This is a genomic window from Kutzneria viridogrisea DSM 43870 (assembly GCF_000525635.1).
GTDB lineage: Bacteria > Actinomycetota > Actinomycetes > Mycobacteriales > Pseudonocardiaceae > Kutzneria > Kutzneria viridogrisea.
The window spans coordinates 7824650-7848004 of the sequence record NZ_CP007155.1; the positions used below are offsets into that span (position 1 = coordinate 7824650).

22 protein-coding genes are annotated in these 23355 nt (G+C 73.1%); 14 read left to right on the top strand and 8 right to left on the bottom strand.

Annotated elements, in window-relative coordinates; translation table 11 throughout:
• Positions 1 to 43: 43 nt before the first annotated feature.
• Positions 44 to 2680, bottom strand: coding sequence for a bifunctional acetate--CoA ligase family protein/GNAT family N-acetyltransferase (locus KALB_RS33915; RefSeq protein WP_025360123.1), 2637 nt, complete (start codon positions 2678 to 2680; stop codon positions 44 to 46).
• A complete protein-coding gene (locus KALB_RS33920; RefSeq protein WP_025360124.1) occupies positions 2680 to 3831 on the bottom strand; it encodes an acetoin utilization protein AcuC in 1152 nt (383 codons plus the stop codon). The genes KALB_RS33915 and KALB_RS33920 overlap by 1 nt, the downstream gene beginning before the upstream one ends.
• Before the next feature lie 76 nt (positions 3832 to 3907).
• Between KALB_RS33920 and KALB_RS33925 the strand changes: the two genes are divergently transcribed.
• The 4 genes from KALB_RS33925 (at position 3908) to KALB_RS33940 (ending at position 7165) form a co-directional block, all read left to right on the top strand.
• The gene (locus tag KALB_RS33925; protein ID WP_025360125.1) at positions 3908 to 4246 is read left to right on the top strand and encodes a hypothetical protein; all 339 of its coding nucleotides are present in this window, start codon (positions 3908 to 3910) and stop codon (positions 4244 to 4246) included.
• Positions 4247 to 4327: 81 nt separating this feature from the next.
• A complete protein-coding gene (locus tag KALB_RS44530; protein ID WP_025360126.1) occupies positions 4328 to 4807 on the top strand; it encodes a hypothetical protein in 480 nt (159 codons plus the stop codon).
• A 10-nt stretch (positions 4808 to 4817) separates the two neighbouring features.
• The gene (locus tag KALB_RS33935; protein ID WP_030109004.1) at positions 4818 to 5978 is read left to right on the top strand and encodes an alpha/beta hydrolase family protein; all 1161 of its coding nucleotides are present in this window, start codon (positions 4818 to 4820) and stop codon (positions 5976 to 5978) included.
• Positions 5975 to 7165 carry an alpha/beta hydrolase family protein gene (locus KALB_RS33940; protein WP_025360128.1) on the top strand — a complete coding sequence of 397 codons (1191 nt, stop codon included), beginning with the start codon at positions 5975 to 5977 and terminating at the stop codon, positions 7163 to 7165. The genes KALB_RS33935 and KALB_RS33940 overlap by 4 nt, the downstream gene beginning before the upstream one ends.
• On the opposite strand, the gene KALB_RS33945 is transcribed toward KALB_RS33940, so the two are convergent.
• Positions 7155 to 7979 (bottom strand): sulfurtransferase, encoded by an 825-nt coding sequence (locus tag KALB_RS33945; RefSeq protein WP_025360129.1) that lies wholly within the window; start codon positions 7977 to 7979, stop codon positions 7155 to 7157. The two genes, KALB_RS33940 and KALB_RS33945, sit on opposite strands and share 11 nt — an antisense overlap.
• Positions 7980 to 8061: 82 nt before the next feature.
• Here KALB_RS33945 and KALB_RS33950 point away from each other — a divergent pair, with 82 nt between their 5' ends.
• The 4 genes from KALB_RS33950 to KALB_RS33965 are packed head-to-tail and all read left to right on the top strand — an operon-like array spanning position 8062 to position 13074.
• Entirely contained in the window at positions 8062 to 8760 is a 699-nt protein-coding gene (locus tag KALB_RS33950; RefSeq protein ID WP_025360130.1) for an iron-dependent transcriptional repressor DtxR, read from the top strand.
• A 26-nt stretch (positions 8761 to 8786) separates the two neighbouring features.
• Complete coding sequence (galK, locus tag KALB_RS33955) at positions 8787 to 10025, top strand: galactokinase (protein WP_081790014.1); 1239 nt, start codon at positions 8787 to 8789, stop codon at positions 10023 to 10025.
• A 42-nt stretch (positions 10026 to 10067) separates the two neighbouring features.
• Positions 10068 to 11042 (top strand): UDP-glucose 4-epimerase GalE, encoded by a 975-nt coding sequence (galE, locus tag KALB_RS33960; protein WP_025360132.1) that lies wholly within the window; start codon positions 10068 to 10070, stop codon positions 11040 to 11042.
• Positions 11035 to 13074 (top strand): S9 family peptidase, encoded by a 2040-nt coding sequence (locus KALB_RS33965; RefSeq protein WP_025360133.1) that lies wholly within the window; start codon positions 11035 to 11037, stop codon positions 13072 to 13074. The genes galE and KALB_RS33965 overlap by 8 nt, the downstream gene beginning before the upstream one ends.
• A gap of 648 nt (positions 13075 to 13722) precedes the next feature.
• Here the strand turns inward: KALB_RS33965 and KALB_RS33970 are convergent.
• Together KALB_RS33970 and KALB_RS33975 are read right to left on the bottom strand one after the other, a co-directional pair.
• The gene (locus tag KALB_RS33970; protein WP_025360134.1) at positions 13723 to 14484 is read right to left on the bottom strand and encodes an SGNH/GDSL hydrolase family protein; all 762 of its coding nucleotides are present in this window, start codon (positions 14482 to 14484) and stop codon (positions 13723 to 13725) included.
• Positions 14477 to 15046 (bottom strand): PadR family transcriptional regulator, encoded by a 570-nt coding sequence (locus KALB_RS33975; RefSeq protein WP_025360135.1) that lies wholly within the window; start codon positions 15044 to 15046, stop codon positions 14477 to 14479. The genes KALB_RS33970 and KALB_RS33975 overlap by 8 nt, the downstream gene beginning before the upstream one ends.
• 76 nt (positions 15047 to 15122) lie before the next feature.
• Here KALB_RS33975 and KALB_RS33980 point away from each other — a divergent pair, with 76 nt between their 5' ends.
• Both KALB_RS33980 and KALB_RS33985 read left to right on the top strand, forming a co-directional pair.
• Positions 15123 to 15536 carry a nuclear transport factor 2 family protein gene (locus KALB_RS33980; RefSeq protein ID WP_201771850.1) on the top strand — a complete coding sequence of 138 codons (414 nt, stop codon included), beginning with the start codon at positions 15123 to 15125 and terminating at the stop codon, positions 15534 to 15536.
• Between the two features lie 11 nt (positions 15537 to 15547).
• A complete protein-coding gene (locus KALB_RS33985) occupies positions 15548 to 16573 on the top strand; it encodes an LLM class F420-dependent oxidoreductase (RefSeq protein WP_025360137.1) in 1026 nt (341 codons plus the stop codon).
• On the opposite strand, the gene KALB_RS33990 is transcribed toward KALB_RS33985, so the two are convergent.
• Positions 16545 to 16964, bottom strand: coding sequence for a limonene-1,2-epoxide hydrolase family protein (locus KALB_RS33990; RefSeq protein WP_025360138.1), 420 nt, complete (start codon positions 16962 to 16964; stop codon positions 16545 to 16547). The genes KALB_RS33985 and KALB_RS33990 overlap by 29 nt on opposite strands.
• Before the next feature lie 372 nt (positions 16965 to 17336).
• Between KALB_RS33990 and KALB_RS33995 the strand changes: the two genes are divergently transcribed.
• The gene (locus KALB_RS33995) at positions 17337 to 17828 is read left to right on the top strand and encodes an alpha/beta hydrolase (protein ID WP_025360139.1); all 492 of its coding nucleotides are present in this window, start codon (positions 17337 to 17339) and stop codon (positions 17826 to 17828) included.
• A gap of 138 nt (positions 17829 to 17966) precedes the next feature.
• Here KALB_RS33995 and KALB_RS34000 read toward each other — a convergent pair whose 3' ends face one another.
• Complete coding sequence (locus KALB_RS34000; protein WP_025360140.1) at positions 17967 to 18974, bottom strand: DUF4192 domain-containing protein; 1008 nt, start codon at positions 18972 to 18974, stop codon at positions 17967 to 17969.
• A 273-nt stretch (positions 18975 to 19247) separates the two neighbouring features.
• Between KALB_RS34000 and KALB_RS34005 the strand changes: the two genes are divergently transcribed.
• The 3 genes from KALB_RS34005 to KALB_RS34015 are packed head-to-tail and all read left to right on the top strand — an operon-like array spanning position 19248 to position 21566.
• The gene (locus KALB_RS34005) at positions 19248 to 19739 is read left to right on the top strand and encodes a DUF1453 family protein (protein WP_025360141.1); all 492 of its coding nucleotides are present in this window, start codon (positions 19248 to 19250) and stop codon (positions 19737 to 19739) included.
• A 7-nt stretch (positions 19740 to 19746) separates the two neighbouring features.
• On the top strand, positions 19747 to 20916 hold the full coding sequence (locus KALB_RS44535) for a sensor histidine kinase (protein ID WP_025360142.1): 1170 nt from the start codon (positions 19747 to 19749) through the stop codon (positions 20914 to 20916).
• Positions 20913 to 21566 (top strand): response regulator, encoded by a 654-nt coding sequence (locus KALB_RS34015; protein ID WP_030109142.1) that lies wholly within the window; start codon positions 20913 to 20915, stop codon positions 21564 to 21566. The genes KALB_RS44535 and KALB_RS34015 overlap by 4 nt, the downstream gene beginning before the upstream one ends.
• Here the strand turns inward: KALB_RS34015 and KALB_RS34020 are convergent.
• On the bottom strand, positions 21539 to 23302 hold the full coding sequence (locus KALB_RS34020; protein WP_025360144.1) for a Xaa-Pro dipeptidyl-peptidase: 1764 nt from the start codon (positions 23300 to 23302) through the stop codon (positions 21539 to 21541). The genes KALB_RS34015 and KALB_RS34020 overlap by 28 nt on opposite strands.
• Positions 23303 to 23355 lie beyond the last annotated feature (53 nt).

Genomic DNA, 23355 nt, shown 5'->3' on the forward strand with positions numbered 1-23355 from the left:
CATCGGGACGCCCGCGGATCGCGGTACGGGGTGGGCCGCACTATCACCCGTTCGCCAGCGGGCGCAGGCGGCGCGGGCCGGTGTCGGGCTGGGAGGGCGGTTCGCCCACGGTGATCCGCGCGGAGCTGACGAAGGCACCGGCCGGGGAGGCCAGTACCGGTTGCAGGATCAGCTCACGCACCTCGGGCAGGTCCTCGGCGAGGGCCGACAGCCGCAGCACGAGGTCGGTGAGGGCGGACAGGTCGGCGGGCTCCCCGCCGCGGTAGCCGAACAGCAGCGGCGCGGCCCTGGGAGCGCGCACGAGCGCCTCGGCGTCGGCGTCGGTGACCGGCACGGCGCGGTAGGCGCGGTCGCCGAGCAGATCGCCGACCACACCGGCCAGCCCGAAGGACACCAGCGTGCCGAAGGACGGGTCGTCCTGCAGACCGAGTCGGCAGGCCAGGCCCTTGGGGGCCATGCGCTGCACGTAGACCTCACTGGAGCCGGACACCGCGACGAGGTCGAAGTACGCGGTGCGCACGGCCGCCGCGGTGCTCAGGTCGAGCCGGACGCCGATCAGGTCGTTGCGGTGGCGGAGCTTCTCGCTGGTGGACTTGAGCGCCACCGGGTAGCCCAGCTCGGCGCAGGCGGCCACCGCGCCGTCCACAGTGGATACAACACGGAAGGGTACGACGCCGATCCCGTAGCAGGACAACAGGTTCTCGGCGTCCCGGTCGCAGAGCGGACCACTCAGGCTGGACACCAGCTCGCGGGCCCGCTCGCTGTCGATGCCCTCGGGGCGCACGAACTCCCCGCGCGGGGCACCGCGCCACTGGGCGTACCGGGTGGCGCGGGCCAGCGCCGAGACGGCCCGCTCGGGGCTCGGGTAGGAGGGCACCGAGCCGCGGGCTGGCGCACCGTCGGGCCCCGGCACGGCCAGCTCGTCGGGAACGCCCTCCACGGCGAGGAAGGTGGACACGATCGGCTTGTCCCCGGCGGCCTCGCGCAGGGCCAGCGCGTACTGGCCCGCGGGCACGGCGATGGGCGGCACGAAGACGACCACCAGCGAGTCCACGTCCTCGCGGGCGGCGGTGTCCCGCACGGCCTCGGCGAACACCTCGGGACCGGCCTGGGAACCCACGTCCACCGGCTCGCGCACCAGTTCCAGGTCCTCGGCCAGCACGGCGTCGGCGGCGAGCAGCCCGATGGCGGTGGAGTTGCCCACCACCGCGACCCTGGGCCCGGCGGGCAGCGGCTGGTGGGCCAGCAGCAGGGCGGTGTCGAACAGCTGCCCCAGTGAGGCGACCCGGATCACGCCCGCCTGCTCGAACAGGGCCTGCACGCTGTCCTCGTCCACCGGCACGGAGGTGGCGCGCAGCGCGGGGCTGACCGCGTGCCGCCCCGACTTGACCGCCACGATCGGCTTGGTCCGGCCCAGGCGCCGTGCCAGGCGGGCGAACTTGCGCGGGTTGCCGAAGGACTCCAGGTAGAGCAGCACCACGTCGGTGGCCGGATCACCGGCCCAGTACTGGAGCAGGTCGTTGCCGGAGACGTCGGCGCGGTTGCCCGCGGACACGAAGGTGGACAGGCCCAGCCCGCGCTCGGCGGCGCTGGCGAGGATGGCGGTGCCCAGCGCGCCGGACTGGCAGAAGAACCCGGTGCTGCCCCGGCCGGGCAGCTTGGGCGCCAGGGTGGCGTTGAGCCGCACGGCGGGATCGGTGTTGACCACGCCCAGGGCGTTGGGGCCCACCACGCGCATGCCGCGGGCCCGCGCCTCGGCCACCAGCCTGCGCTCGGCGGCCAGGCCGTCCTGCCCGGCCTCGCCGAACCCCGCCGAGACCACCACCAGCGCCTTGACCCCCTTGGCCAGGCAGGCGTCCATCACCTCGTGGACCCCGGCCGCGGGCACGGCCACCACCGCCAGGTCCACGTCGTCGGGGATGTCCAGCACTGACCGGTAGGCGCGCACCCCGCGCACCGAGCGGTGCTCCGGGTTGACCGGGTACACCGGACCGGCGAAGTCGGCGACCAGCAGGTTGGTCAGCACCACGTGACCGATCTTGGCGTGGTCGGTGGAGGCGCCGATCACCGCCACCGAGCGCGGGTGCAGCAGGTTGTGCACGCTGCGCGCCTCGGCGGCCTGCTCGCGGGCCCTGGCCACGGCCACCGACTGCTCGGTCGGGTCGATGGCGAACTCCAGGTGCAGGGAACCGCCCTCGAAGGACCGGGTCACCTGGTAGCCCGCGTCGCGGAACACCCGCACCATCTGGCCGTTCTCGGCGAGCACCTCGGCCACGAACCGGTCCAGCCCGCGCTCCCTGGCCGCGGCGGCCAGGTGCTCCAGCAGGATCGAGCCCAGTCCCCTGCCCTGGTGTGGGTCGGCCACCACGAACGCGACCTCGGCGGAGTCCCCGCCGTCGAGCCGGTCGAAGCGGCCCACCGCCACGATGTCCTCGCCCAGCAGTGCCACCAGCGCCACCCGGTCCACGTGGTCCACGGTGCTGAAACGCTCCAGATCGCGCGGTGGGATGCGCGGGTACGGCCCGAAGTAGCGGAAGTAGCGGGTGCGCTCGCTGAGCCTGCCGTGGAAGGCGAGCAGCCGCTCGGCGTCGTCCGGGGTGATCGGCCGCAGGTGCACCGTGCCGCCGTCGGACAGCACGACGTCGGCCTCCCAGTGCCGGGGGTAGTTGTATGGGTCCACTAGTCCCTCGGATCGTCAGGATCGAGGCCGTGCAAGGGGAACACCGCTCGCCGGGTGTCCCTGATCGCCACGTCCACCGGTAGCGAGGCGTCCCCGCCCCAGTGCTCGAACAGGGTCTGCCCGCCGTCGCCCATGACCGCCTTGCCGGTGCGCTCGGCCCAGCCCTGCGGCAGCGCGGTCTCCGGTTCCAGGTCGCGGTCCAGCACCGTGGCGAGCAGGTGCGTCCACGAGCGCGGCACCACGCGGGCCAGTTCGTACCCGCCGCCGCCCAGCGCCAGCCACTTGCCCTCGGCATGACGTAACGCGAGCTCACGCAGCACGCGGTAGATCGCCCGGTGGCCGTCCACGGTCAGCGCGAGGTCGGCCAGCGGATCCTCGCGGTGCGAGTCCACCCCGCACTGGGTGACCAGCACCTGCGGGCGGAAGGCTGCCAGCAGTGAGGGCACCACGGCGTGGAAGGCGCGCAGCCACTCGGCGTCCTCGGTGCCCGGCGGCAGCGGCAGGTTCACCGAGGTGCCCATGGCCTGGCCCGAGCCCAGTTCGCGCGCGTAGCCGGTGCCCGGCCAGAGCGTGGTCGGGTGCTGGTGCAGGGAGATCGTGAGCACCCTCGGGTCGGCGTAGAACGCGGCCTGCACCCCGTCCCCGTGGTGCACGTCCACGTCCACGTAGGCCACCCGCTCCACCCCGCTGTCCAGCAGGTACCCGATCGCGGCTGCGCAGTCGTTGTACACGCAGAAGCCCGCCGCGTGGTCGCGCATGGCGTGGTGCAGACCACCGGCGATGTTCACCGCGCGGTCGGCCGCCCCGGACACGATCTGCTCGGCCGCCACCAGCGAGGCGCCCACGACCAGGCTGGACGCCTCGTGCATGCGCTCGAAAACGGGGTTGTCCGCGGTGCCCAGCCCGTGGCCGACGCCCAGCGCCGAGCTCGGTGCCGCCCGCACCGCCGCCAGGTAGCCGGGCTCGTGCACCCGCTCGACCTCCTCGGCGCTGGCGAAGCGGGGTTTGAGCAGGTCAACACCGGTGAGCACCCCCAGCTCACCGGCCAGCCGCACAGTGAGGTCCAGCCGCACGGGATTGAGCGGGTGCTCGGCCCCCATGTCGTAGCCGAGCAGCGAGTCGTCCCACACAACGGCGGCAGGCTTGCCCATGTCGGACACCCTATGCGCACCCACCAACAGTGCGCTGGGGTTGCCGGGGCGGTGCTCACTGGTGGACGCTTCTAGGGTGAGTGAGGAAGTGATCCGCCTGGACCTCGATGAGACCGGTGTCGGAGTGGACCTGCCCCGGCCCCAGGATCGCAGGGACCAGGTGCAAGGGGTCCCCTACCGCCCGGTCGAGTTCCGCGACGACGACCTGGCTACGGCATTGGAGCGATCGGCCGCCTGGCTGAGGCAGGCGCAGCAGTGGCTGGGTGAGCCGATCGACGTGATCGCCATCCACCTGGACTACGACGACAGCGACAACGCGCCGTACTACGACGTGAAGCTGCTGTGCAACGAGGAGGACCTCGCGGGTGCCCCGGTGGCGCTGCGGGAGATGACGGGGCGGTCCTCCCCGGCCTAGTACCAGCGTGGTGGGCCCACCCGGCGAGTTCCCTCCGCAGAGGGAAGCGCCGGGCGGGGTCCGCACGCCATCGTTGACGTCATGATCCGCACGATCGGCAGGCCCCGCACGAGGCGGGGCCTGCTCACCGCGTCCGGATACGCCGCGGGCGCGTGGGCGGCCGTCTACACCGCGGCCAACGTGCACTGGGCGCTGGGCGGCACCGCCGTGCTCGGCGACACGGCCCACCGCGGACTGCCGCTGTTCGGCCCCGCCCCGCTGGCCGCCGCGATGGGCGCACTGGGAGTCGTGCTGGCCCTGGCGCTGGTGCGGCCGTGGGGGCGTGGGGTGCCCCGCTGGCTGCTCACCACCCTGGGCTGGATCGCCTGCGTGGGGCCTGGCGCCCACGCGATCAACGGGCTCGGCCAGGAGATGCTGCTGGACCTGGGACTGCTGCCCGCCGCGCTGCGCACCTGGTCGACCGGCCAGACCGCGCTGGTGGAGGGCTTCTTCCTGTGCGGGGCCGTGCTCTTCGGCGTCGCGGTCGGCGACTACCTGGCGAGGCAACCACAACAGAATTAGAGGGGGATTCATGCGCACAGCGACTGCCGTGGTCGCTGCGGTGGCGGCTGCCCTGGTGACGGCGGCACCCGCCGCCGCGGCACCGGTGCGGCCGACACTGCCCGCGCCCACCGGACACGACCGGCTGGGCACCGTGGAGCTGCACCTGGTCGACCCGGCCAGGACCGATCCGTGGACCGACAGCCCCGCACACCGCGAGCTGATGGTCAGTATCACCTACCCGGCGCGGGACACCGAGCAGCACCCGGCCGCGCCCTGGCTGCCCTCCGGGGTCGCGCCCGCGTTCGTCCAGCTGGTCAGCCAATCGGGTATCGACCTCAGCGCGGTGCCGCTGCCCGACTCGCACGCGCACACCGGCGCACCGGCAGCGGGCCGTCACCCGGTGCTGCTGTACTCACCCGGTTACGGCAGTGTCCGCGAACTGGGCACGGCTCAGGTCGAGGACCTCGCCAGCCGCGGCTACGTGGTCGTCACCATCGACCACACCCACGAGGCGCCCGCCGTGCAGTTCCCCGGTGGACGGGTGGAACCGGGCAAGCAGCCGACGAACCCCGACATCGGCAAGGCGCTCGACGTGCGGGTGGCCGACACGCGGTTCGTGCTCGACCAACTCGCCGTGCTGGCCCGCGGCGGCAACCCCGACGCCGAACACCGCGCGCTGCCACCGGGTCTGGACCGTGCACTGGACCTGAGCCGCACCGGCATGTTCGGGCACTCGCTGGGCGGCAACACCGCCGCCTCGGTCATGGCCGTGGACGCACGCGTGGCGGTCGGGGCGAACCTGGACGGGGCGATCCACGGCCCCGTCGCGGACTCCGGTCTGGACCGGCCCTTCCTGTTGGTGGCCAGCCAGGACCATGACCGCACGACCGATCCGAGCTGGGCCACGTTCTGGTCGCACCTGCGCGGCTGGCACGTGAACCTCAAGCTCACCGGCTCGGCGCACATCAGCTACACCGACCTGCAACCCGTGCTGGGCCAACTGGTCGCCGCGGGCACTGTGCCCGCCGACCGCGCCAAGCCCCTGATCGGCACCATCGACCCGGACCACTCGGTCGCCGCCCAGCGCGCGTACCTGGCGGCGTATTTCGACCTCCAGCTCAAGCACCGCGACAGCGGGCTGCTCGACGGCCCGTCACCGTGCTTCCCGGAAGTGGAGTTCCTCCGATGAGAACCGCACTCGGACTCGTCACGGCCATCACCGCCGTGCTGGCCACCGCCGTGCCCGCCTCGGCCGCGGCACCGATCCAGACCACACTGCCCGCGCCGACCGGCCACGAGCGGCTGGGCAGCGTGGAACTGCACCTGGTCGACCAGAACCGACAGGACCCGTGGGGCGGCACGGGCCGTCGCGAGCTGATGGTCACCGTGACCTACCCGGCCCGTGACACCGAGCGCTATCCGCTGGCGCCGTGGCTGCCCACGAACACCACCGAGGCCTTCCGCGCCGCGGTCGCCAAGGCGCTGGACGTCGACCTGAGCGCGGTGCGGTTTCCCGTGGGCCGCTCACACTCCGGCGCACCGGCCCGTCCCGGCGAGCACCCCGTGCTGCTGTACTCCCCCGGCTACGGGATGGAGCGCGGGCTGGGCGCGAGCCAGGTCGAGGAGTTGGCCAGCCGCGGCTACGTGGTCGTCAGCATCGACCACCCCGGGGACGCGGGGGCCGTGCAGTTCCCCGACGGGCACCTGGAGCCGAGCCAGCAGCCGCCGATGCCCACCGATCCCGCCCAGCAGAAGCAGGTCATCGGCAAGGCGCTGGACGTGCGGGTGGCCGACACGCGGTTCGTGCTCGACCAACTCGCCGTGCTGGCCCGCGGCGACAACCCCGACGCGGAGCGGCGCCCGCTGCCGCGCGGACTCGGCCGGGCGCTGGACCTGAGCCACCCGGCCATGTTCGGGCACTCGCTGGGCGGGGCGACCGCCGCCCAGGTGATGACCGAGGACCGGCGCGTGGCCGCCGGGGTGGACCTGGACGGCACGCTGTTCGGCTCGGTGGCCGACAGCGGGCTGGACCGGCCGTTCCTGTTGATGGGCGCGGGCACGCACGGCCGGGGCGACGACCCGACCTGGGCGAGCTTCTGGTCGCACACCACCGGCTGGCACCGGGAGCTGAGCCTGCCCGCCGGTGCGCACATGGGCTACACGGACCTGCAACAGGTCGTGGCACAACTGGTGCGCGCCAAGGTGATCCCGGCCGAGAAGGCGGTCCCGCCGATCGGCACCGTGGACGCCGACCGGTCCACCTCGGCGCAGCGCGCCTACCTGGACGCCTTCTTCGACCTCCAGGTGCGGCACTGCGACTCCGGGCTGCTGGACGGGCCGTCCAGCAGGTACCCGGAGATCGAGTTCATCCCGTAGCGACCGGGCGGCTCGGGTCGGTGCACCAGTGCGACCAGCTGCCCGCGTACAGGCTCGCCGGGCCCAGGCCCGCCAGCTCCAGCGCCAGCACCACCGAGGAGGCCGTCACCCCGGAGCCGCAGTAGGCCCCCACTGGCTGGCCGTCGCGCACCCCGATCTCCCGGAAGCGCGCGGCCAGCTCGGCGGAGGCCAGCCAGCGGCCGTCCGGTCCGAGGTGGCCGGAGAACGGGGCGTTGAGCGCGCCGGGCACGTGCCCGGCGCGCGGGTCCACCGGCTCGACCTCACCCCGGTAGCGCTGCGGGGCCCGCGCGTCCAGCAGCACCCCCCGTTCCGCCAGCGCCGCGGCCTGCTCGGCGTCGAGCACCGGCATGCCGCCCGGCACCACCGCCACGTCCCCCGGCTCCGGGTCGGGCAGGTCCGTGGTCACCGGCAGGCCCAGCGCCGTCCACGCCGCGTAGCCGCCGTCGAGCACCGCCACCTGCTCGTGGCCCGCCCAGCGCAGCAGCCACCAGGCCCGCGCCGCCACCGAGCCGTCGGCCCCGTCGTATGCCACGACCGGGTGATTCGCCCGCACGCCCGCCGCGCGCAGCACCTCCCGCAGCCGCGCGGGCTCCGGCAGCGGGTGCCTGCCGCCCGCGCCGGGCTCGGCCGCCAGCTGGGTGTCCAGGTCAACGAACACGGCGCCGGGCAGGTGGCCCTCCTGGTAGGCCTGCACGCCCGGCGGCCCGGTCAGGCTCCAGCGCACGTCGAGCAGCACCGGCGGATCGGTGCGGAGCAGGTCGGCCAGGGACTCGGGGGAGATCAGCTGCTGCACGGCCCCATCCTGCCCGGTACCGGTGGCCAGGGACTTGTCGGTGCCTGCGACTACTATTGTTCTCGACGTTAGGGGAACGGTTGTGAACGACCTCATCGACACCACCGAGATGTACCTCCGCACGATCTACGAGCTCGAAGAGGAGGGCGTGGTACCGCTGCGCGCCCGCATCGCCGAGCGGTTGGCGCAGAGTGGTCCCACGGTGAGCCAGACGGTGGCCAGGATGGAACGCGACGGGCTGCTGGTGGTCGCCGATGACCGGCACCTGGAGCTGACCGACGCGGGCCGGGACCTGGCCGTGGCCGTCATGCGCAAGCACCGGCTGGCCGAGCGCCTGCTCGTGGACGTGATCGGCCTGGAGTGGGAACAGGTGCACGCCGAGGCCTGCCGGTGGGAGCACGTGATGAGCGAGGCCGTGGAGCGCAAGCTCGTGGCGCTGCTCGGCCACCCCACCACCTCGCCCTACGGCAACCCGATCCCCGGCCTGGACCGGCTCGGTGAGGGCGGCCGCCCCGCCCCGCCCGCCGAACCGGGGCTGGTCCGGGTGGACGAGGTCGCCCGCCGCGGCGGCGGCCAGGTCGAGGTGCGCCGGATCGCCGAGCACGTGCAGAGCGACGAGTACCTGATGGCCGAGCTGAAGTCGGTGGGCCTGCTCCCGGGCAACGTGGTCCGCATCGAGGGCGGCCCCGCCGCCGCGGCCATGGTCGAGGTGCACGGCGCGGGCAACGTGGCCAAGTTGGACGCCGCCATCGCGCACGCAGTGCTGGTCCACGCGCGGTGATCAGTTCCTCGGATCGTCCGACCGGCATGTCCGCCGACAACACGGACCACAGCGCCCGAGGGAGCGCCCCCTGGGGGCAGAGCCCCCAGAGTCCACCCGCGGAGCGCGCCGAGAAGGCCTTCACCGAGCTGCACGGCCACGCTCCCGAGGGGGTGTGGTCCGCGCCGGGCAGGGTCAACCTGATCGGTGAGCACACCGACTACAACAACGGCTACGTGCTGCCCTTCGCGCTGCCGCACCGGACGGCCGTGGCCGCCCAGCGCCGCGAGGACGGCCTGCTGACCGTGGCCAGCCTCGGCGACGACGGCCAGTTCCAGCAGGCCGAGCCGGTGCGGGTGGCCGACCTGCGCCCCGGCTCGCCGCGCGGCTGGGCCGCCTACCCCGCCGGGGTCGCCTGGGTGCTGGCCGCCGAGGGCGTGCCGGTCACCGGGGCCGACCTGGTCATCTCCGGCACGGTGCCGACCGGCGCGGGCCTGTCCTCCTCGCACGCGCTGGAGTGCGCCACCGCGCTCGCCCTGCTCGGGCTGGCCGGTATCGACCCCGACCAGCCGGGTGGCCCCGGACGCCCGCGCATCGCGCGCTGGGTGCAGCGCTGCGAGAACGAGTTCGTCGGCGCCCCGACCGGGTTGCTGGACCAGACCGCCTCGCTGTGCTGCGTGCGCGGGCACGTGCTGTTCCTGGACGTGCGTTCCGGCGAGTCCGAGCAGGTGCCCTTCGACGCCGAGGCCGCGGGGCTGGAGGTGCTGGTGATCGACACCAGGGCCAAGCACGCGCTGGTGGAGTCGGCCTACGGGGACCGCAGGCGCGGCTGCGAGCAGGCCGCGCGACTGCTGGGCCTGCCCTCCCTGCGCGAACTGGAGCCCGCCGGGCTGGCCGGTGCGCTGGACCGGCTGCCCGAGCCGCTGCGCCCCCTGGTGCGGCACGTGGTGACCGAGAACCAACGCGTGCTGTCCACTGTGGACAAGCTGAGATCGGGGCGGCTGGACGAGATCGGCGGGGAGCTGACCGCCTCGCACGCCAGCCTGCGGGACGACTACCAGGTGTCCTGCCTGGAACTGGACGTGGCCGTGGAGGCCGCGCTGGCGGCGGGCGCGCTGGGCGCCCGGATGGTCGGCGGCGGCTTCGGCGGCTCGGCCATCGCGCTGGTGCGGGCCGGGCAGCGGGCCGAGGTGGAGCGCGCGGTCACCGCCGCCTACGCGCGGCACGAGCTCACCGCGCCGCGGCTGTTCGTCGCGGTGCCCTCCCCCGGCGCGGGCCGGGACTGACACACACCCCTTGCCGTACAACGAGAATCGAGGAACCTCGCGGTGAAGCTGCTGGTCACTGGCGGAGCGGGCTACGTGGGCAGCGTGAGCGCCGCCCGGATGCTGGAGGCGGGCCACGAGGTGGTCGTGGTCGACGACCTGTCCACCGGCCACGCGGACGCGGTCCCGGCCGGTGCCCGGTTCGTCGAGGGCGACCTGGCCGAGGTGGCCGGTCCCCTGCTTGCCGAGGGCTTCGACGGGGTGCTGCACTGCGCGGCCAAGTCCCTGGTCGGCGAGTCCATGCAGCAGCCCGGCCTGTACTGGAACGGCAACGTGGTGACCTCGCTGCGGCTGCTGGAGGCCATGCGGGACAACGGGATCGGCCGCCTGGTGTTCTCCTCGACGGCGGCCACCTACGGCGAGCCGGAGCAGGTGCCGATCCTGGAGACCGCGCCGACCCGGCCCACCAACACCTACGGGGCCTGCAAGCTGGCCATCGACCACGCCATCACCTCCTTTGCCGCGGCGCACGGGCTGGGCGCGGTGAGCCTGCGCTACTTCAACGTGGCCGGGGCGTACGGCAACTACGGTGAGCGGCACGCGGTGGAGACCCACCTGATCCCGATCGTGCTACAGGTGGCGCTGGGCCAGCGCGCGCAGGTGCAGATGTACGGGACGGACTGGCCCACCGAGGACGGCACCTGCGTGCGGGACTACATCCACGTGGTGGACCTGGCCGAGGCGCACCTGCTGGCGATGGAGCACGCCACCCAGGGCGAGCACCGGATCTACAACCTGGGCAACGGTTTCGGCTTCTCCGTCAAGCAGGTCATCGACACCTGCCGTGCGGTGACCGGGCACCCGATCCCGGCCGAGGTGGCCCCGCGCCGCGCCGGGGACCCGGCCGTGCTGGTGGCCTCCAGCGAGCGGGCCCGCGAGGAACTGGGCTGGAAGCCCACCCACACCGACCTGGCCTCGATCGTGGGCGACGCCTGGGAGTTCACCCGTGCGCGGGCGGGGGTCGCCGACAATGACTGAGCACCCCTTCAACGACCTGGACAGCTACAACGCCCTGCCCCGGCTGGCTTCGCTGGCGCTGTCCCCGGACGGCACCCGCCTGGTCACGGCCGTCAGCGAACTGGCCCCGGACGGCAAGTCCTGGCGCAGCGCGCTGTGGCAGGTCGACCCGGCTGGTGAGCGGCCCGCGCAGCGGCTGACCCGCGCCGCCAAGGGCGAGGGCGGCGCCGAGTTCACCCCGGACGGCTCGCTGCTGTTCGTCACGGCCCGCGCCGACACCGAGGCCAAGCCCGGCGAGGAGAGCGACAAGAGCGCGCTGTGGCTGCTGCCGCCCACCGGGGAGGCCAGGCAGGTCTACGGCCCGGCGGGCGGGGTGTCCGGCTTCGCCGTGGCCGAGCGGACCGGCGCGCTGGTCGTGGCCACCGACGGCCTGGTCGGCGCCGAACTGGGGCAGCAGGACAAGGATCGGCGCAAGGCCCGTGAGGACGCCGGGGTGACCGCGATCCTGCACGAGGACTACCCGGTGCGGCACTGGGACAGCGACCTCGGGCCGGACCGCACGCGGCTGGTGTCCCTGCCCGCGCTGGAGCAGACCAGCGGCCGGGCCGGGGAGGCCACCGAGCTGGCCGCCAGCGGGCAGCGGCGGGTCTCCGGCGGTGCGGCGATCAGCCCCGACGGCCGCTGGGTCGCCTACGTGGCCGACGTGGACGTCAGCGCGGCGTACGGGGAGCGCTCCACCGTGCGGCTGGTCGGCACCGACGGTGCGGGCGACCGGCTGCTGGCCGGTGACGTGGCGGACCGGCCTGGGACCGTCTACTCCTACGTGTCCCCGGTGTTCATGCCGGACTCGAACTCCGTGCTGTGCATGCGCTGCACCGAGTCCACCGCGGACGGTCCGCCGCGCTACGCCCTGGTCCGGGTGGAACTGGACGGCGGGCAGATCACCGAGCTGGCCCCGGACTTCCCGCACTGGCCGGAGGAGCCGGTGCCCGCGCCGGACGGCAGCGCGGTGTACTTCGCCAGCAACGAGCGCGGTCGCCGCCCGCTGTGGCGGCTGGACCTGGGCTCCGGCGAGATCACCCGGCTCACCGAGGGCGGGGCGTTCACCGACCTGTGCGTCGCGGCGGACGGCTCCGCCCTGTACGCGCTGCGGGCCACCATCGCGCACCCCGCCCAGCCGGTCCGGCTGGACCCGCGCCAGGCGGACCAGACCGGTCAGGTGCTGCCCGCGCCGGGCGCGGTGGACCGCGTGCCGGGCACCCTCACCGAGGTCGAGACCACGGTCGCCGACGGGCGCACCGTGCGCGCCTGGCTGGCCGTGCCCGAGGACGCCTCGGCGGACAACCCCGCCCCGCTGCTGCTGTGGGTGCACGGCGGTCCGCTGATGAGCTGGAACTCCTGGTCCTGGCGGTGGAATCCGTGGCTGGCGGTGGCCCGCGGCTACGCCGTGCTGCTGCCCGACCCCGCGCTGTCCACCGGGTACGGCCAGGAGTTCATCGAGCCGGGCTGGGGTGCCTGGGGCGGCGCCCCGTTCACCGACCTGATGGCCGTCACCGACGCCACCGTGGCCCGGCCGGAGATCGACGCCACGCGCACGGCGGTGATGGGCGGCTCCTTCGGCGGCTACATGGCCAACTGGATCGCCACCCAGACCGACCGGTTCAACGCGATCGTCACGCACGCCTCGCTGTGGAACCTGGACGCGTTCACCGGCACCACGGACTACTCGTACTACTGGATCCGCGAGATGGGCGACCCGCTGCGCGACCAGGAGCGGATCGCCGCCAACTCCCCGCACCTGCGGGTGGCCGACATCGTGACGCCGATGCTGGTCATCCACGGGGACAAGGACTACCGGGTGCCGGTCGGTGAGGGAATGCGGCTGTACTTCGACCTGCTGCGGCACGGGGTGCGGTGCAAGTACCTGTACTTCCCCACCGAGAACCACTGGGTGCTGACCCCGGGCAACTCCAAGGTCTGGTACGAGACCGTGTTCGCCTGGCTGTCCCAGCACGTACACGGCAAGGACTGGCAGCGCCCCGACCTGCTCTGACCCCCAACCCGCGAGTCCCGGCCCGGGGCACGCGAGTCCCGGCCATCGGCTCGCGAGTCCCGGTCAGCCGCAGGCTCCCGGCCTGGGGCCCGCGAGTCCCGGTCAGCCGCAGGCTCCCGGCCAGGGGCCCACGAGTCCCGCGCTGGGGCGCACGAGTCCCGGTCCGGGACACGCGAGTCCCGGCCAAGGGCAAGCGAGTCCCGGCCAGGCGCAGGCTCCCGGCCAGGGGCCCACGAGTCCTGCGCTGGGGCGCACGAGTTCCGCGCTGGGGCTCGCGAGTCCCGCCGAGCCGGGACGGGGTCGGTCGACCGCGCACGAGTCCCGGCCTGGGGCAGGCGAGTCCCGGCGGCTACCGGCGCACTAGTCCCGCTTTGAGGCAGGCGAGTCCCGGCCAGGCGCACGCGAGTCCGGGTACGGGACAGGCGAGTCCCGCTCTGAGGCGCATGAGCCCCGGGCGGCCGCACACGAGTCCCGCTCTGGAGCAGGCGAGTCCCGCCGAGCCGGGACGGGGTCGGTCGACCGCGCACGAGTCCCGGCCTGGGGCAGGCGAGTCCGGGCGGCTACCGGCGCACTAGTCCCGCTTTGAGGCAGGCGAGTCCCGCTCAGCCGCACGCTAGTCCCGGCCAGGGGCAGGCGAGTCCCGGCGGGCTAGGCCGTCAGTGGGGTCAGGTCGGGCCGCTTGGCGACCCGGCCGTCCCCGCTGGAGACCCCGCGCACCCGCCGCCACAGCCACGGGCCGAGGAAACCGCCGAGCCAGCGCAGTTCGGTGACCACCGTGGTGGCGGGCGCCGGGCCGGGCAGGGGCAGGCGCCAACTGTCGTCGCTGCCGGGCAGGTCCAGTGCGTGCGCCAGGCCCGCGGCGATGCGGGCGTGGCCCAGCGGGCTGGCGTGGATGCGGTCGGCGCTCCAGATGCGCAGGTCGGTGGTGACCGAGTACGGGAACGCCTCGAACAGCGCGACCCCGTGCCGCGCGGCGGCCTCGCGGATCCTGGCGTTGAGCTCGAGCACCCTGGGCCGCAGTGAACGCGCGACCGGCGCGATGCGGGCGATATCGGGGAAGGTCACCGAGGCCACGCGGGCCCCGATCCCGGTCAGGCCAGCGAACATCGCCTCCAGGTCCGAGGCCACCTGGGCCGCGTCGAACTTGGGGCGCATCACGTCGTTGAGCCCGGCGATGACCGTGGCCACGTCGGGGCGCAGCGCCAGCGCGGGCGCCAACTGCTCGGCGCGCACCTCGCCCGCGAGCCGGCCGCGCACGGCCAGGTTCGCGTAGAGCAGGCCCGGTGAGCTCGCCGCGATCTGCTCGGCAAGCCGGTCCGCGAAGCCCCGGTAACCGCTGAGCTCGTCGCCGTCGCCGATCCCCTCGGTCTGGCTGTCGCCCAGTGCCACGTAGCGCGTGTACTCACCCATCCCGGTGTGCTCCCAGTCTCGCGTTGAGCAGGTCCGCGGTGTCGCGGCACCAGTCGCGGTTCTCCTGCTCGAACCGCCTGCCCCGCAGGCAGGTCAGGTACGGTCCGACGCGCTCGCCCTCGTGCAGGAACCGCTGCTCGTCCAGGTCCCCGCGCAACTGCCGGAGCAGGCCGTCGAACATCTCGATCTTGGCCTCGGCCTGTTCTGCGCGCTCCGCCAACTGGGCCAGCACCGCCGACACCGTGGTGCGGTCCACGGCGTGCACCTTGACCAGCAGGTCGTCACGGATGAACGAGGGCTTGGACTGCGCCTCGGTGAACCGCACAAGCTCGGCCAGACCGGCCTCGGTCACCGTGTAGACCCGCTTGTTGGGCCGGTCGAGCTGGATGACCCTGCGGCCGGTGACCAGGCCCTCGGCCTCCAGCTTGGTCAGCTCCGCGTAGAGCTGCTGGGGCAGGGCGTGCCAGAAGTTGGCCACCCCCGTGTCGAACACCTTGGCCAGCTGGTAGCCGCTGTACTCGCTGTCCAGCAGCGTGGCCAGTACCGCGTGCCGCAACGCCATCCGCCCACCTCCCTTGACCGGAGAACATTGTCTAGGCAAGACTGCGACTAGTCAATTTTCTGACTAGGAGGGCATCGTGTCCGCAGCCGCCCAACTCCGCGCCGCCGTGCAGGACCGCGACCTCGACGCGGTCACCGCGCTGTTCGCGCCCGACATCCAGTTCTTCAGCCCGGTGAAGTTCCGCCCGTTCGAGGGCGTCGCCGCCGTCACCGCCCTGTTCCGGGTGCTGCTGCGCACCTTCGAGGACTTCCGCTACGTCGGGGAGTTCGCGGGCAGCCTGGACGAGGGCGATCCCGAGTCGCACGTGCTGGTGTTCCGCACCAGGGTGGGACAGACGCAGATCCACGGCATCGACATGGTGCAGGTCAACTCGGACGGGCTGATCTCCACGTTCACCGTGATGGTCCGCCCGCAGTCGGCGGCCACCGCGCTGAGCGAGGCGGTACTGGCCGGACTGGTGGCCGACGGCGTCGTGCCCGCCCAGGCGTAGGAGGAGACGAGATGAAGCTGGGTTACCACACCGGGTACTGGTCGGCCGGGCCGCCCGCGGGGGTGGCCGAGGCGGTGCTGGAGGCCGACCGGCTGGGGTTCGACTCGGTGTGGACCGCCGAGGCGTACGGCTCCGACGCGCTGACCCCGCTGGCCTGGTGGGGCGCCGCCACGAAGAACATCCGGCTGGCCACCAACATCATGCAGATGGCCGCCCGCACGCCCACCGCGGCGGCGATGGCCGCGATCACCCTGGACCACCTGTCCGGCGGCCGGTTCGTGCTGGGGCTGGGCGCCTCCGGCCCGCAGGTGGTGGAGGGCTGGTACGGGCAGCCCTACCCGCGCCCGCTGGCCCGCACCCGGGAGTACGTGGAAATCATCCGCAGGGTGGTGGCCCGCGAGCGGCCGGTGGAGTTCCAGGGCGAGTTCTTCACCCTGCCGCACCCCGGCGGGGCCAAGCTGGGCAAGCCGCTGAAGCCCACGGTGCACCCGCTGCGCCCCAGCATCCCGATCTTCCTGGCCGCCGAGGGCCCGAAGAACGTGGCGCTGGCCGCCGAGATCGCCGACGGCTGGCTGCCGCTCTTCTTCTCCCCCAAGGCCGACGCCTTCTACCGTGAGGCACTGGCCCAGGGCTTCGCCAAGCCCGGGGCACGGCACACCCTGGCCGACTTCGAGGTGGCCGCCAGCGTGCCGGTGCTGGTGCACGAGGACGTGGAGCAGGCGGCCGACCTGATCCGGCCGTTCATCGCGCTGTACGTGGGCGGCATGGGGGCCAAGGGGGCCAACTTCCACCGCGACGTCATCGCGCGCCTTGGCTACGAGAAGGAGTGCGACCTCATCCAGGAGCTCTACCTGGCGGGCAACAAGAAGGACGCCATCGCCGCGGTGCCCACCGCGCTGGTGGAGGACGTGGCGTTGATCGGTCCGGCCGACAAGATCCGCGCCGAACTGCCCGCCTGGCAGGAGACCGTGATCACGACCCTGCTCGTGCAGGGTGACGTGACCGCGATCAGGAAGATCGCCGAGCTGGTGTCCTGAGCACCGCTCGCACCGCCCCGCGCAGCCAGCTGAACAGGAATGTCGGCCAGTCGAAGTAGTCGCGCCACAGGGTGATGCGGCCCTCGTGCACCTCAAAGGTGCCGCACACCCAGAACTCGGCGGCCACCGGGCCCACCTTGAGCACGTCCGTGCGCTCGGTGAGCACGGTGGTCCCCTTGGTGGCGATGCTGTGCATGCGCACCTCGAAGCCGCTGCCCACCTTGGCCATCGCCCGCAGTTGCCCGCCCACGGCGCGGATCCCGCGCGCGGCGGGCAGCGGCACGTTCTGGTAGACGATGCCGGGCGCCGCGTAGCTGAGCGCTCGGTCCACGTCCAGGTCCTCCAGCGCAGCCAGGAACGCGGTGACGGTGTCCTCAGCGGAGTCGGTCATGGCGCCTCACCTCACGTTGCCGATACCTACTCGACAGTAGCAAGTATCCGGCCAAACCGAACCCGGTCACTCACCCGAACGCAGCCACACAGGTGCCCGTGGAGGTCGAGGAGAGCCATGCCCGTGCTGGCGCGCGACCTGACCGCTGTCGTGGCGGTGGCCCTCGCCCGCGGCCCTGCTGTGGATGTTGCGGCCTCGCGCCCCCGCTGGCCGTGCTCGGACTGCTCGCCGCCACAGCAGAGTTGGCAGCCAGGGCCTGGGTGCGGCAGGCATTCACCGGCTTGGGCGGCTTCCTGCGCACGCGGCGCCCCGGCCCGGGCCGCACGAGTACCGGATCCCCACCCGTGACGGCGAGGAGCTGCCACTGGGCCTGTGGCTGCCCCCCGGCAGACCCTGCGTGCGGGTACGGCCCGGTTCCTGGACACCCACCGTCCGCCGGTGACCAGGGAGGACGTGACCTTCCGCAGCCACGGCGCCGTGCGCGAGGCCGGGCTGGATGCCTGCGCCTGCCGGTTCGCCGAGGCGGGCATGGCCGTGCTCGCCTTCGACTACCGCGGCTTCGGCGCCAGCGAAGGCCTACCGCGCCAGGTGGTCGACGTACCGGAGCAGCTCGCCGACTGGCGGGCCGCGCTGGGGTTCGCGCGCGACCTGCCTGGGGTCGGCGCCGAGCGCATCGCCCTGTGGGGCACCTCGTTCAGCGGCTGCCACGTGCTCACCCTGGCCGCCCGGGATCCCGGGGCGCGGGCAGTGGTGTCGCAGGTGCCCTACCTCGGCCTGGTGCGCAAGCGCTTGCTACCCCAGCTCAGGGCGCTGGCGGCCCTCGCCCTGCGGATCGGCTGCGCGGCTCGTCCCACTGGTGGGTGAGCCCGACTCGGGTGCCCTGTTGCAGGCCCACGGCGCAGAGCGGCAGTTCCACTGCGCCGCCCTGGTGCACCAGGGACCGCTGTTCGAGCAGGCGGCGGCCGACCAGATCGGGTTCCTCACCCAGCACCGGGGCGCTGATCAGATCGTGCCATCAGCCTCCCGCAGATCCAGTTCGGCGTCGGCGGCGGTGTCGGCCACGATGGTGCGGATCCGGTGCGGCGGCAGCCCCAGCACGATGGCCTGGTTCAGCAGGATGGCGAGGTTGTGGTCGGGCAGTGCTTCCTCTGCCCGGTCCAGGGCGATGGCTGCGGTGGTGCAGTCACCGCGCAGGTAGGCGCACACGCCGTAGAGCAGGGCGGGCTCGGCGAGTTCGGGCGCGGGCAGGGCGCGGGCGAGCGCCAGCCACAACCGTTCGGCACGTGAGGAGTCCTCACCTAGGCAGAAGCCCAGACATGCGTCGCGAACCCGGTAGTCGGACAGCGCCATGCCAAGGGCGACCACCTCCTCGTCCGCAGTGGGCAGGCTGTCACCGGCGAGCGCGCGGCGCACCCGGGCGAAGTGCTCGGCCGGGGTGGAACTGTCCTCGGCGATCGCGAGGTCGAGCTGCTGACCGCGACGGCGCAGGACGTCCTCGTCCTCAGGGTCGAGCATCCTGGCCAGTGCCTCACGGGAGCTGAAGGTGACCTTGCCCGCGGCGGTCAGCGCGGTGGCGAGCACCGAGCTGTCCGGCTCGGTCAGCGTGCCGCCGCACAGGCAGTCCCCGTAGCAGCCCCACGCCGCCCCGTGCCGGACCGAGTTCGCCCACAGCATTCGCACCGGGCGGATCCCGGCCTCGGCCAGGGCCGCGCGCAGTTCGTCGGCGACCTGGCGGTGGCGGTCGGGGGCGTGCTCGCTGACCACCACGGCCACGACGGAGCCCACCGACTGCGAGCGCAGCGGGAGCAGCAGGCGCTCCAGCACGCGCGGGCACTCCTGCGGCGGTGGCAGGTCCACCCGCAGGACGAGTTCGACCACGCACGGGTCACGACCGCGCATGCCGAGCAGTACCAAGGACTCCTCGGGGTGGAAGCCCACCAGGGCGGGCAGGCCGGAGAGCAGCCCGCCCAGGTCGTTCAGGTGGACGCTGGCTCGCAGTGGAGTGGTCATGCCTCCACGGTCCGCCGGGGGCACGGCGGGCGCAGGGGGTGATCCGGGAACTGTGGACGAATCGGGTGGGTGTGGACAACTCGGGGTTCCGCGGGGCTGGACGGGGCTGGTTGTCGGTGGCCTGGGCTACGCTGCCGCGCTCTCCACCCCAGGGTGGAGGCCGCGGTTCCACCTCGGTCCCACCCGGGGACCGAGGATTTCCGCGCCCCCGCCGAGCAGTCTTGGTGCAGTGCCGCTCCCACCTGGGGAGCAGCGGAGTTCCAAGGAGTCACGATGTCCTCGCTCAACCTGGTCCCGGCGATCCTGATCGGCGCGTTCGTCGTGATCCGGGTGATCGGCAAGCAGGTGGTGGGCGCCCCGGTGACGCAGCGCTCGCTGGTGCTGATGCCCGCGATCCTGGTCGCCATCGGCCTGTTCTCGGCCAGCACCGCGATGAGCACGGCCTCCGCCGGCGAGTTGGGGTTCTTCGCGGTGGACGTGCTGCTGCTGATCGGCCTGGGCGCGGCGCGCGGGGCCAGCACCCGGCTGTCGATCAGGGACGGCGGGCTGTACCAGAAGGGCTCCCCGCTGACCCTCGTGCTGTGGCTGAGCACGATCGCGGTGCGGGTGGGCGCCGGGTTCCTGGCCGCGGCACTGGGCGTGAGCGGCACGCTGACCACGGCCTCGATGCTGCTGACCTTCGGGCTGAGCATCGGCGTGCAGAACCTGATGGTGTTCTACCGCGCGCAGCAGCTGAGGATGCCGCTGGCCGCGCGCCGTGCATGATGGTGCCGTGACCGGACGACCGTGGCAGGGCTTCGTTCCCCATGGCAGGGCGAACGTGGCCCTGCTGACGCTGTTGCGGCTGGCCCCTTCACTGCTGGTGCTGGGCACGACCTGGCCGCTGCTGCGGATCGCCGAGTTCAGGTTCGCCAACCAGGGCGTGGCGATGGCGCTGATGGTCCTGGTGGTGCTGTCCAACCTGACGCTGGTGCCCCTGCCGGTGCGTGCCCCGGCCTTGCTGTCCTCGGTGGGGCTGCTGGTGTTCGTCGGCTCGGGCGCCCTGCTGTGGATGATCACGCCAGTGGGCGGCACCGTGGCGGTGCTGTTCTGGGCGGCCCGGGTCGCCGTGCGCTACCAGCAGCCCAGGGTGGTGGGCCTGGTGGCTGTCGGCATCGCGATCGTCGGTGCGGGACTGCCGTTCCTGGTGTTCGACAACCAGCCGGTGCTGGCCGCCGGGATGGGCGCCAGTGTGCTGGTCCTAGTGCTGGCGGCCACCAACCGGCGGGCCCGCGAGGAGCAGCTGGAGCAGGCCGAGGTTTCCTTGGCGCGCAAGCAGACCGCGATCGAGGAGCACACCAGGGCGGCGGCGCTGGCCGAGCGGGCGCGCATCGCCCGCGAGGTGCACGACGTGCTGGCGCACTCGCTGGCGGGCCTGTCGCTGAACCTACAGGGCGCGCGGCTGATGCTGGTGCGCGACGGGGCGAGCCAGGAGGCGGTCGACCAGGTGACGCGGGCGCAGAAGCTGGCCGCCGACGGGCTGGCGGAGGCGCGCCGGGCGGTGGCGGCGCTGCGTGAGGACACGGTGCCCGACGAGCGGGCGATCGCCGACCTGGTGACGGCGTTCCGGCTGGAGTCCGGGGCTGCGGCGGAGTTCGCGGTGCACGGCACGCCCCGTGCGCTGCCCGCTGAGGCCGCGACCGCCCTGTACCGCACCGCGCAGGAGGCGCTGACCAACGCGCGCAAGCACGCGCCGGGCGCTCCCGTCCGCGCGGAGCTGGACTACCAGGACGGGCGCACGGTGCTGACGGTCGCCGACCGGCCGGGGCGTCCCGCGCCGACCGGGACCAAGGGCGGCTACGGTCTGCTGGGCATGCGCGAACGCGCCGAGCTGATCGGCGGGCAGTTGTGGACCGGACCGAAGGAGGACGGGTGGGAGGTTCGGCTGGTGGTCCCGGCGTGACGGCACTGCGAGTGGTGCTGGCCGATGACCAGACCGTCGTGCGGGAGGGGCTGACCACCCTGCTGGGGCTGCTGCCGGGCATCGAGGTGGTGGGCGCGGCGGCCGACGGCGAGCAGGCCCTGGAGCTGGTGGCCCGGCTCCAGCCCGACGTGCTGCTGGTGGACCTGCGCATGCCACGCACCGACGGGGTGGCGGCCACCACGCGAGTGCGCGCCGAGCACCCGGGCACGGAGGTCGTGGTGCTGACCACCTACACCGACGACGAGTCGGTGCTCGCGGCTTTGCGCGCTGGCGCACGGGGTTTCCTGACCAAGGACGCCGACGCGGAGGCGATCGCCCGCGCGCTGCACGCGGCGGCGGCCGGTCAGTCCACACTGGACGGTGAGGTGCAGCGCAGGCTGGTCGAGGCGGCCGCGGGCGGGCCGTCCCGCAGGCCTGCCGCCGAACCCGCCGACGGGCTCACCCCGCGTGAGGTGGACGTGCTACGGCTGATCGCGGCCGGGCTGTCCAACACCGAGATCGCCCGTCGGCTGGTGGTCAGCGAGGCCACGGTCAAGACCCACGTCAACCACCTGTTCGCGAAGGCGGGCCTGCGCGATCGCGCGCAGGCCGTCGCCTACGCCTACCGGGCGGGGCTGGTCGCCGACTGAAGCGCGGCGGCCCCGCCGACCAGCGGCAGGGTCAGCGCCGTGCCCGCCAGGTCCACCGACAGCCCGGTACCCGGCTTGGGCCGCAGCGTGAAGTCGTGGTCGCTGGACAGCAGCACCAGCCCGAACCGGTGCCCGGCGGGCAGCACGTAGTCCTTGGGCTGCAAGCGGATCTGCAGGGAGTAGGACTCGCCGGGCCGCACCGGCTGGCTGTCCCAGAGGCTGTCGCGGTTCTGCGGGTCGGTCCAGCCCCTGGTAATGATCTTGTTCCTGCCGTCGGGGCCGCGGTCGACCAGCAGGGCGGTGAGGTTGGCCGCGGGCTTGTCGAAGGCCACCTTCACGCGCAGGCCAGGCGTTCCGCTGACACGCAGCGGCTTGTTGGTCGCCGCGGTGGCGTAGGACAGCCGGTTGACCGAACTCGCCGCGTCGGTGAGCTGCTCGGCGGTCTTCGTGGCGTCATCGGTGAGCTGTTCCACGGCGTGGCCCGAGCGCTGGGCCGCGAGCCCGCCCTGGGTCCGGCCACCCGCCGAGGGGCGCAGCACCGCGTCGGCGGCGGCCGGGTTGGGCCACTCGGCCTCGTCGGTCCAGCTCAGGTCCTCGCGCTGGATGGTGAGGCGCGGCTCCGCCTCGACGTTGTTGCGCTGCCCGTAGACGTACCGGGTGAACCAGCGGTTGAGGGCCTTGAGCCACTCGTCCTTGCGCAGGCTGATCGGGTCGGTGTGCGCGCTCTGGTGCAGCCAGAGCTTGTGCGGCACACCGTGTTCGCGCAGCGCCGCGTACCACTGGGCGGCCTGCTTGAGCTTGACGTTCCAGTCGTTGAGCCCGTGTGCCTCCAGCACGGCGGCGTGCACGGAGCCGACCTCGTTGAGGTAGTTGCGCTCGTCCCAGAACTCGTTGTAGTCACCGGTGATCCGGTCCTGCTCGCGCTCCAGCTTGGCCATCACCGGCTTGCAGATCTCGCGGTCGGCCCTGGTGTAGACGTAGCGGGCCAGCACGTCGGCGTCCTCGCCCTGGTAGCCGCCCGCGGCCACGACGGCCCCGGAGTCGCGGTAGTAGTCGTACCAGCTGGAGATGGCGGCGATGGGCACGATGGCCTCCAGGCCCTGAACCCCGGTGGAGGCAACGGCGTTGGGCAGTGTGCCGTTGTAGGAGGTGCCGATCATGCCGACCTTGCCGGTGGACCAGGAGGCGGTCACCGGCTTGTTCGCCGCGTCGCGCGCGGTGGCGCGGCCGTTGAGCCAGTCGACGACGGCCTTGCCGCCCGCGGTCTCGTTGCGGCCGCCGGTGGTCGGGCAGCCGGTGGACTGGCCGCTGCCCAACGACTCCGCGTAGACCATCGCGAAGCCACGGGCCAGGAAGTAGGCGTCGTAGCGGGAGGAGATCGGGCCCGCGTTGGGTCCCGGAACGTGCAACTCCACGTCCACGTTGTGGTTCGCGACCTCATTGCCGCCCGCGAAGTACGGGCTGATCTGGTACACCGAGGGCACCTTCAGGCCCTGCTCGGTGGCCCTCGGCCGGGTCAGCTGCACGTGGATCTCGTCGGGCTTGCCGTCGGCGTCGCTGTCCACCGGCACACGCACGAACACGTCCTGGCGCACCACGTCGTTGGGGTCGAACACCGGTTGTGCCTGGCCGTCGGCGAAAACCGGTCCGGGCGGCGCCGCGGCCGCCGCGAGCGGGGCGGCCAGCGGCAAGGCGACGAACGCGGCCAGCACGGCAACCATCCGAGAAGTTCTCACGACTGACGATCCTGCCCAGCGCTCACCCAGGTGGACAACCGACGAAAGAACTA

Excerpts from the sequence above, each read along its gene's own strand:
- KALB_RS33920 (WP_025360124.1), bottom strand. The coding sequence starts at position 3,831 with ATGGGCAAGCCTGCCGCCGTTGTGTGGGACGACTCGCTGCTCGGCTAC.
- KALB_RS44530 (WP_025360126.1), top strand. The coding sequence starts at position 4,328 with ATGATCCGCACGATCGGCAGGCCCCGCACGAGGCGGGGCCTGCTCACC.
- KALB_RS33935 (WP_030109004.1), top strand. The coding sequence starts at position 4,818 with ATGCGCACAGCGACTGCCGTGGTCGCTGCGGTGGCGGCTGCCCTGGTG.
- KALB_RS33940 (WP_025360128.1), top strand. The coding sequence starts at position 5,975 with ATGAGAACCGCACTCGGACTCGTCACGGCCATCACCGCCGTGCTGGCC.
- galK (WP_081790014.1), top strand. The coding sequence starts at position 8,787 with ATGTCCGCCGACAACACGGACCACAGCGCCCGAGGGAGCGCCCCCTGG.
- KALB_RS33965 (WP_025360133.1), top strand. The coding sequence starts at position 11,035 with ATGACTGAGCACCCCTTCAACGACCTGGACAGCTACAACGCCCTGCCC.
- KALB_RS33970 (WP_025360134.1), bottom strand. The coding sequence starts at position 14,484 with ATGGGTGAGTACACGCGCTACGTGGCACTGGGCGACAGCCAGACCGAG.
- KALB_RS33975 (WP_025360135.1), bottom strand. The coding sequence starts at position 15,046 with ATGGCGTTGCGGCACGCGGTACTGGCCACGCTGCTGGACAGCGAGTAC.
- KALB_RS33985 (WP_025360137.1), top strand. The coding sequence starts at position 15,548 with ATGAAGCTGGGTTACCACACCGGGTACTGGTCGGCCGGGCCGCCCGCG.
- KALB_RS33990 (WP_025360138.1), bottom strand. The coding sequence starts at position 16,964 with ATGACCGACTCCGCTGAGGACACCGTCACCGCGTTCCTGGCTGCGCTG.
- KALB_RS34000 (WP_025360140.1), bottom strand. The coding sequence starts at position 18,974 with ATGACCACTCCACTGCGAGCCAGCGTCCACCTGAACGACCTGGGCGGG.
- KALB_RS34005 (WP_025360141.1), top strand. The coding sequence starts at position 19,248 with ATGTCCTCGCTCAACCTGGTCCCGGCGATCCTGATCGGCGCGTTCGTC.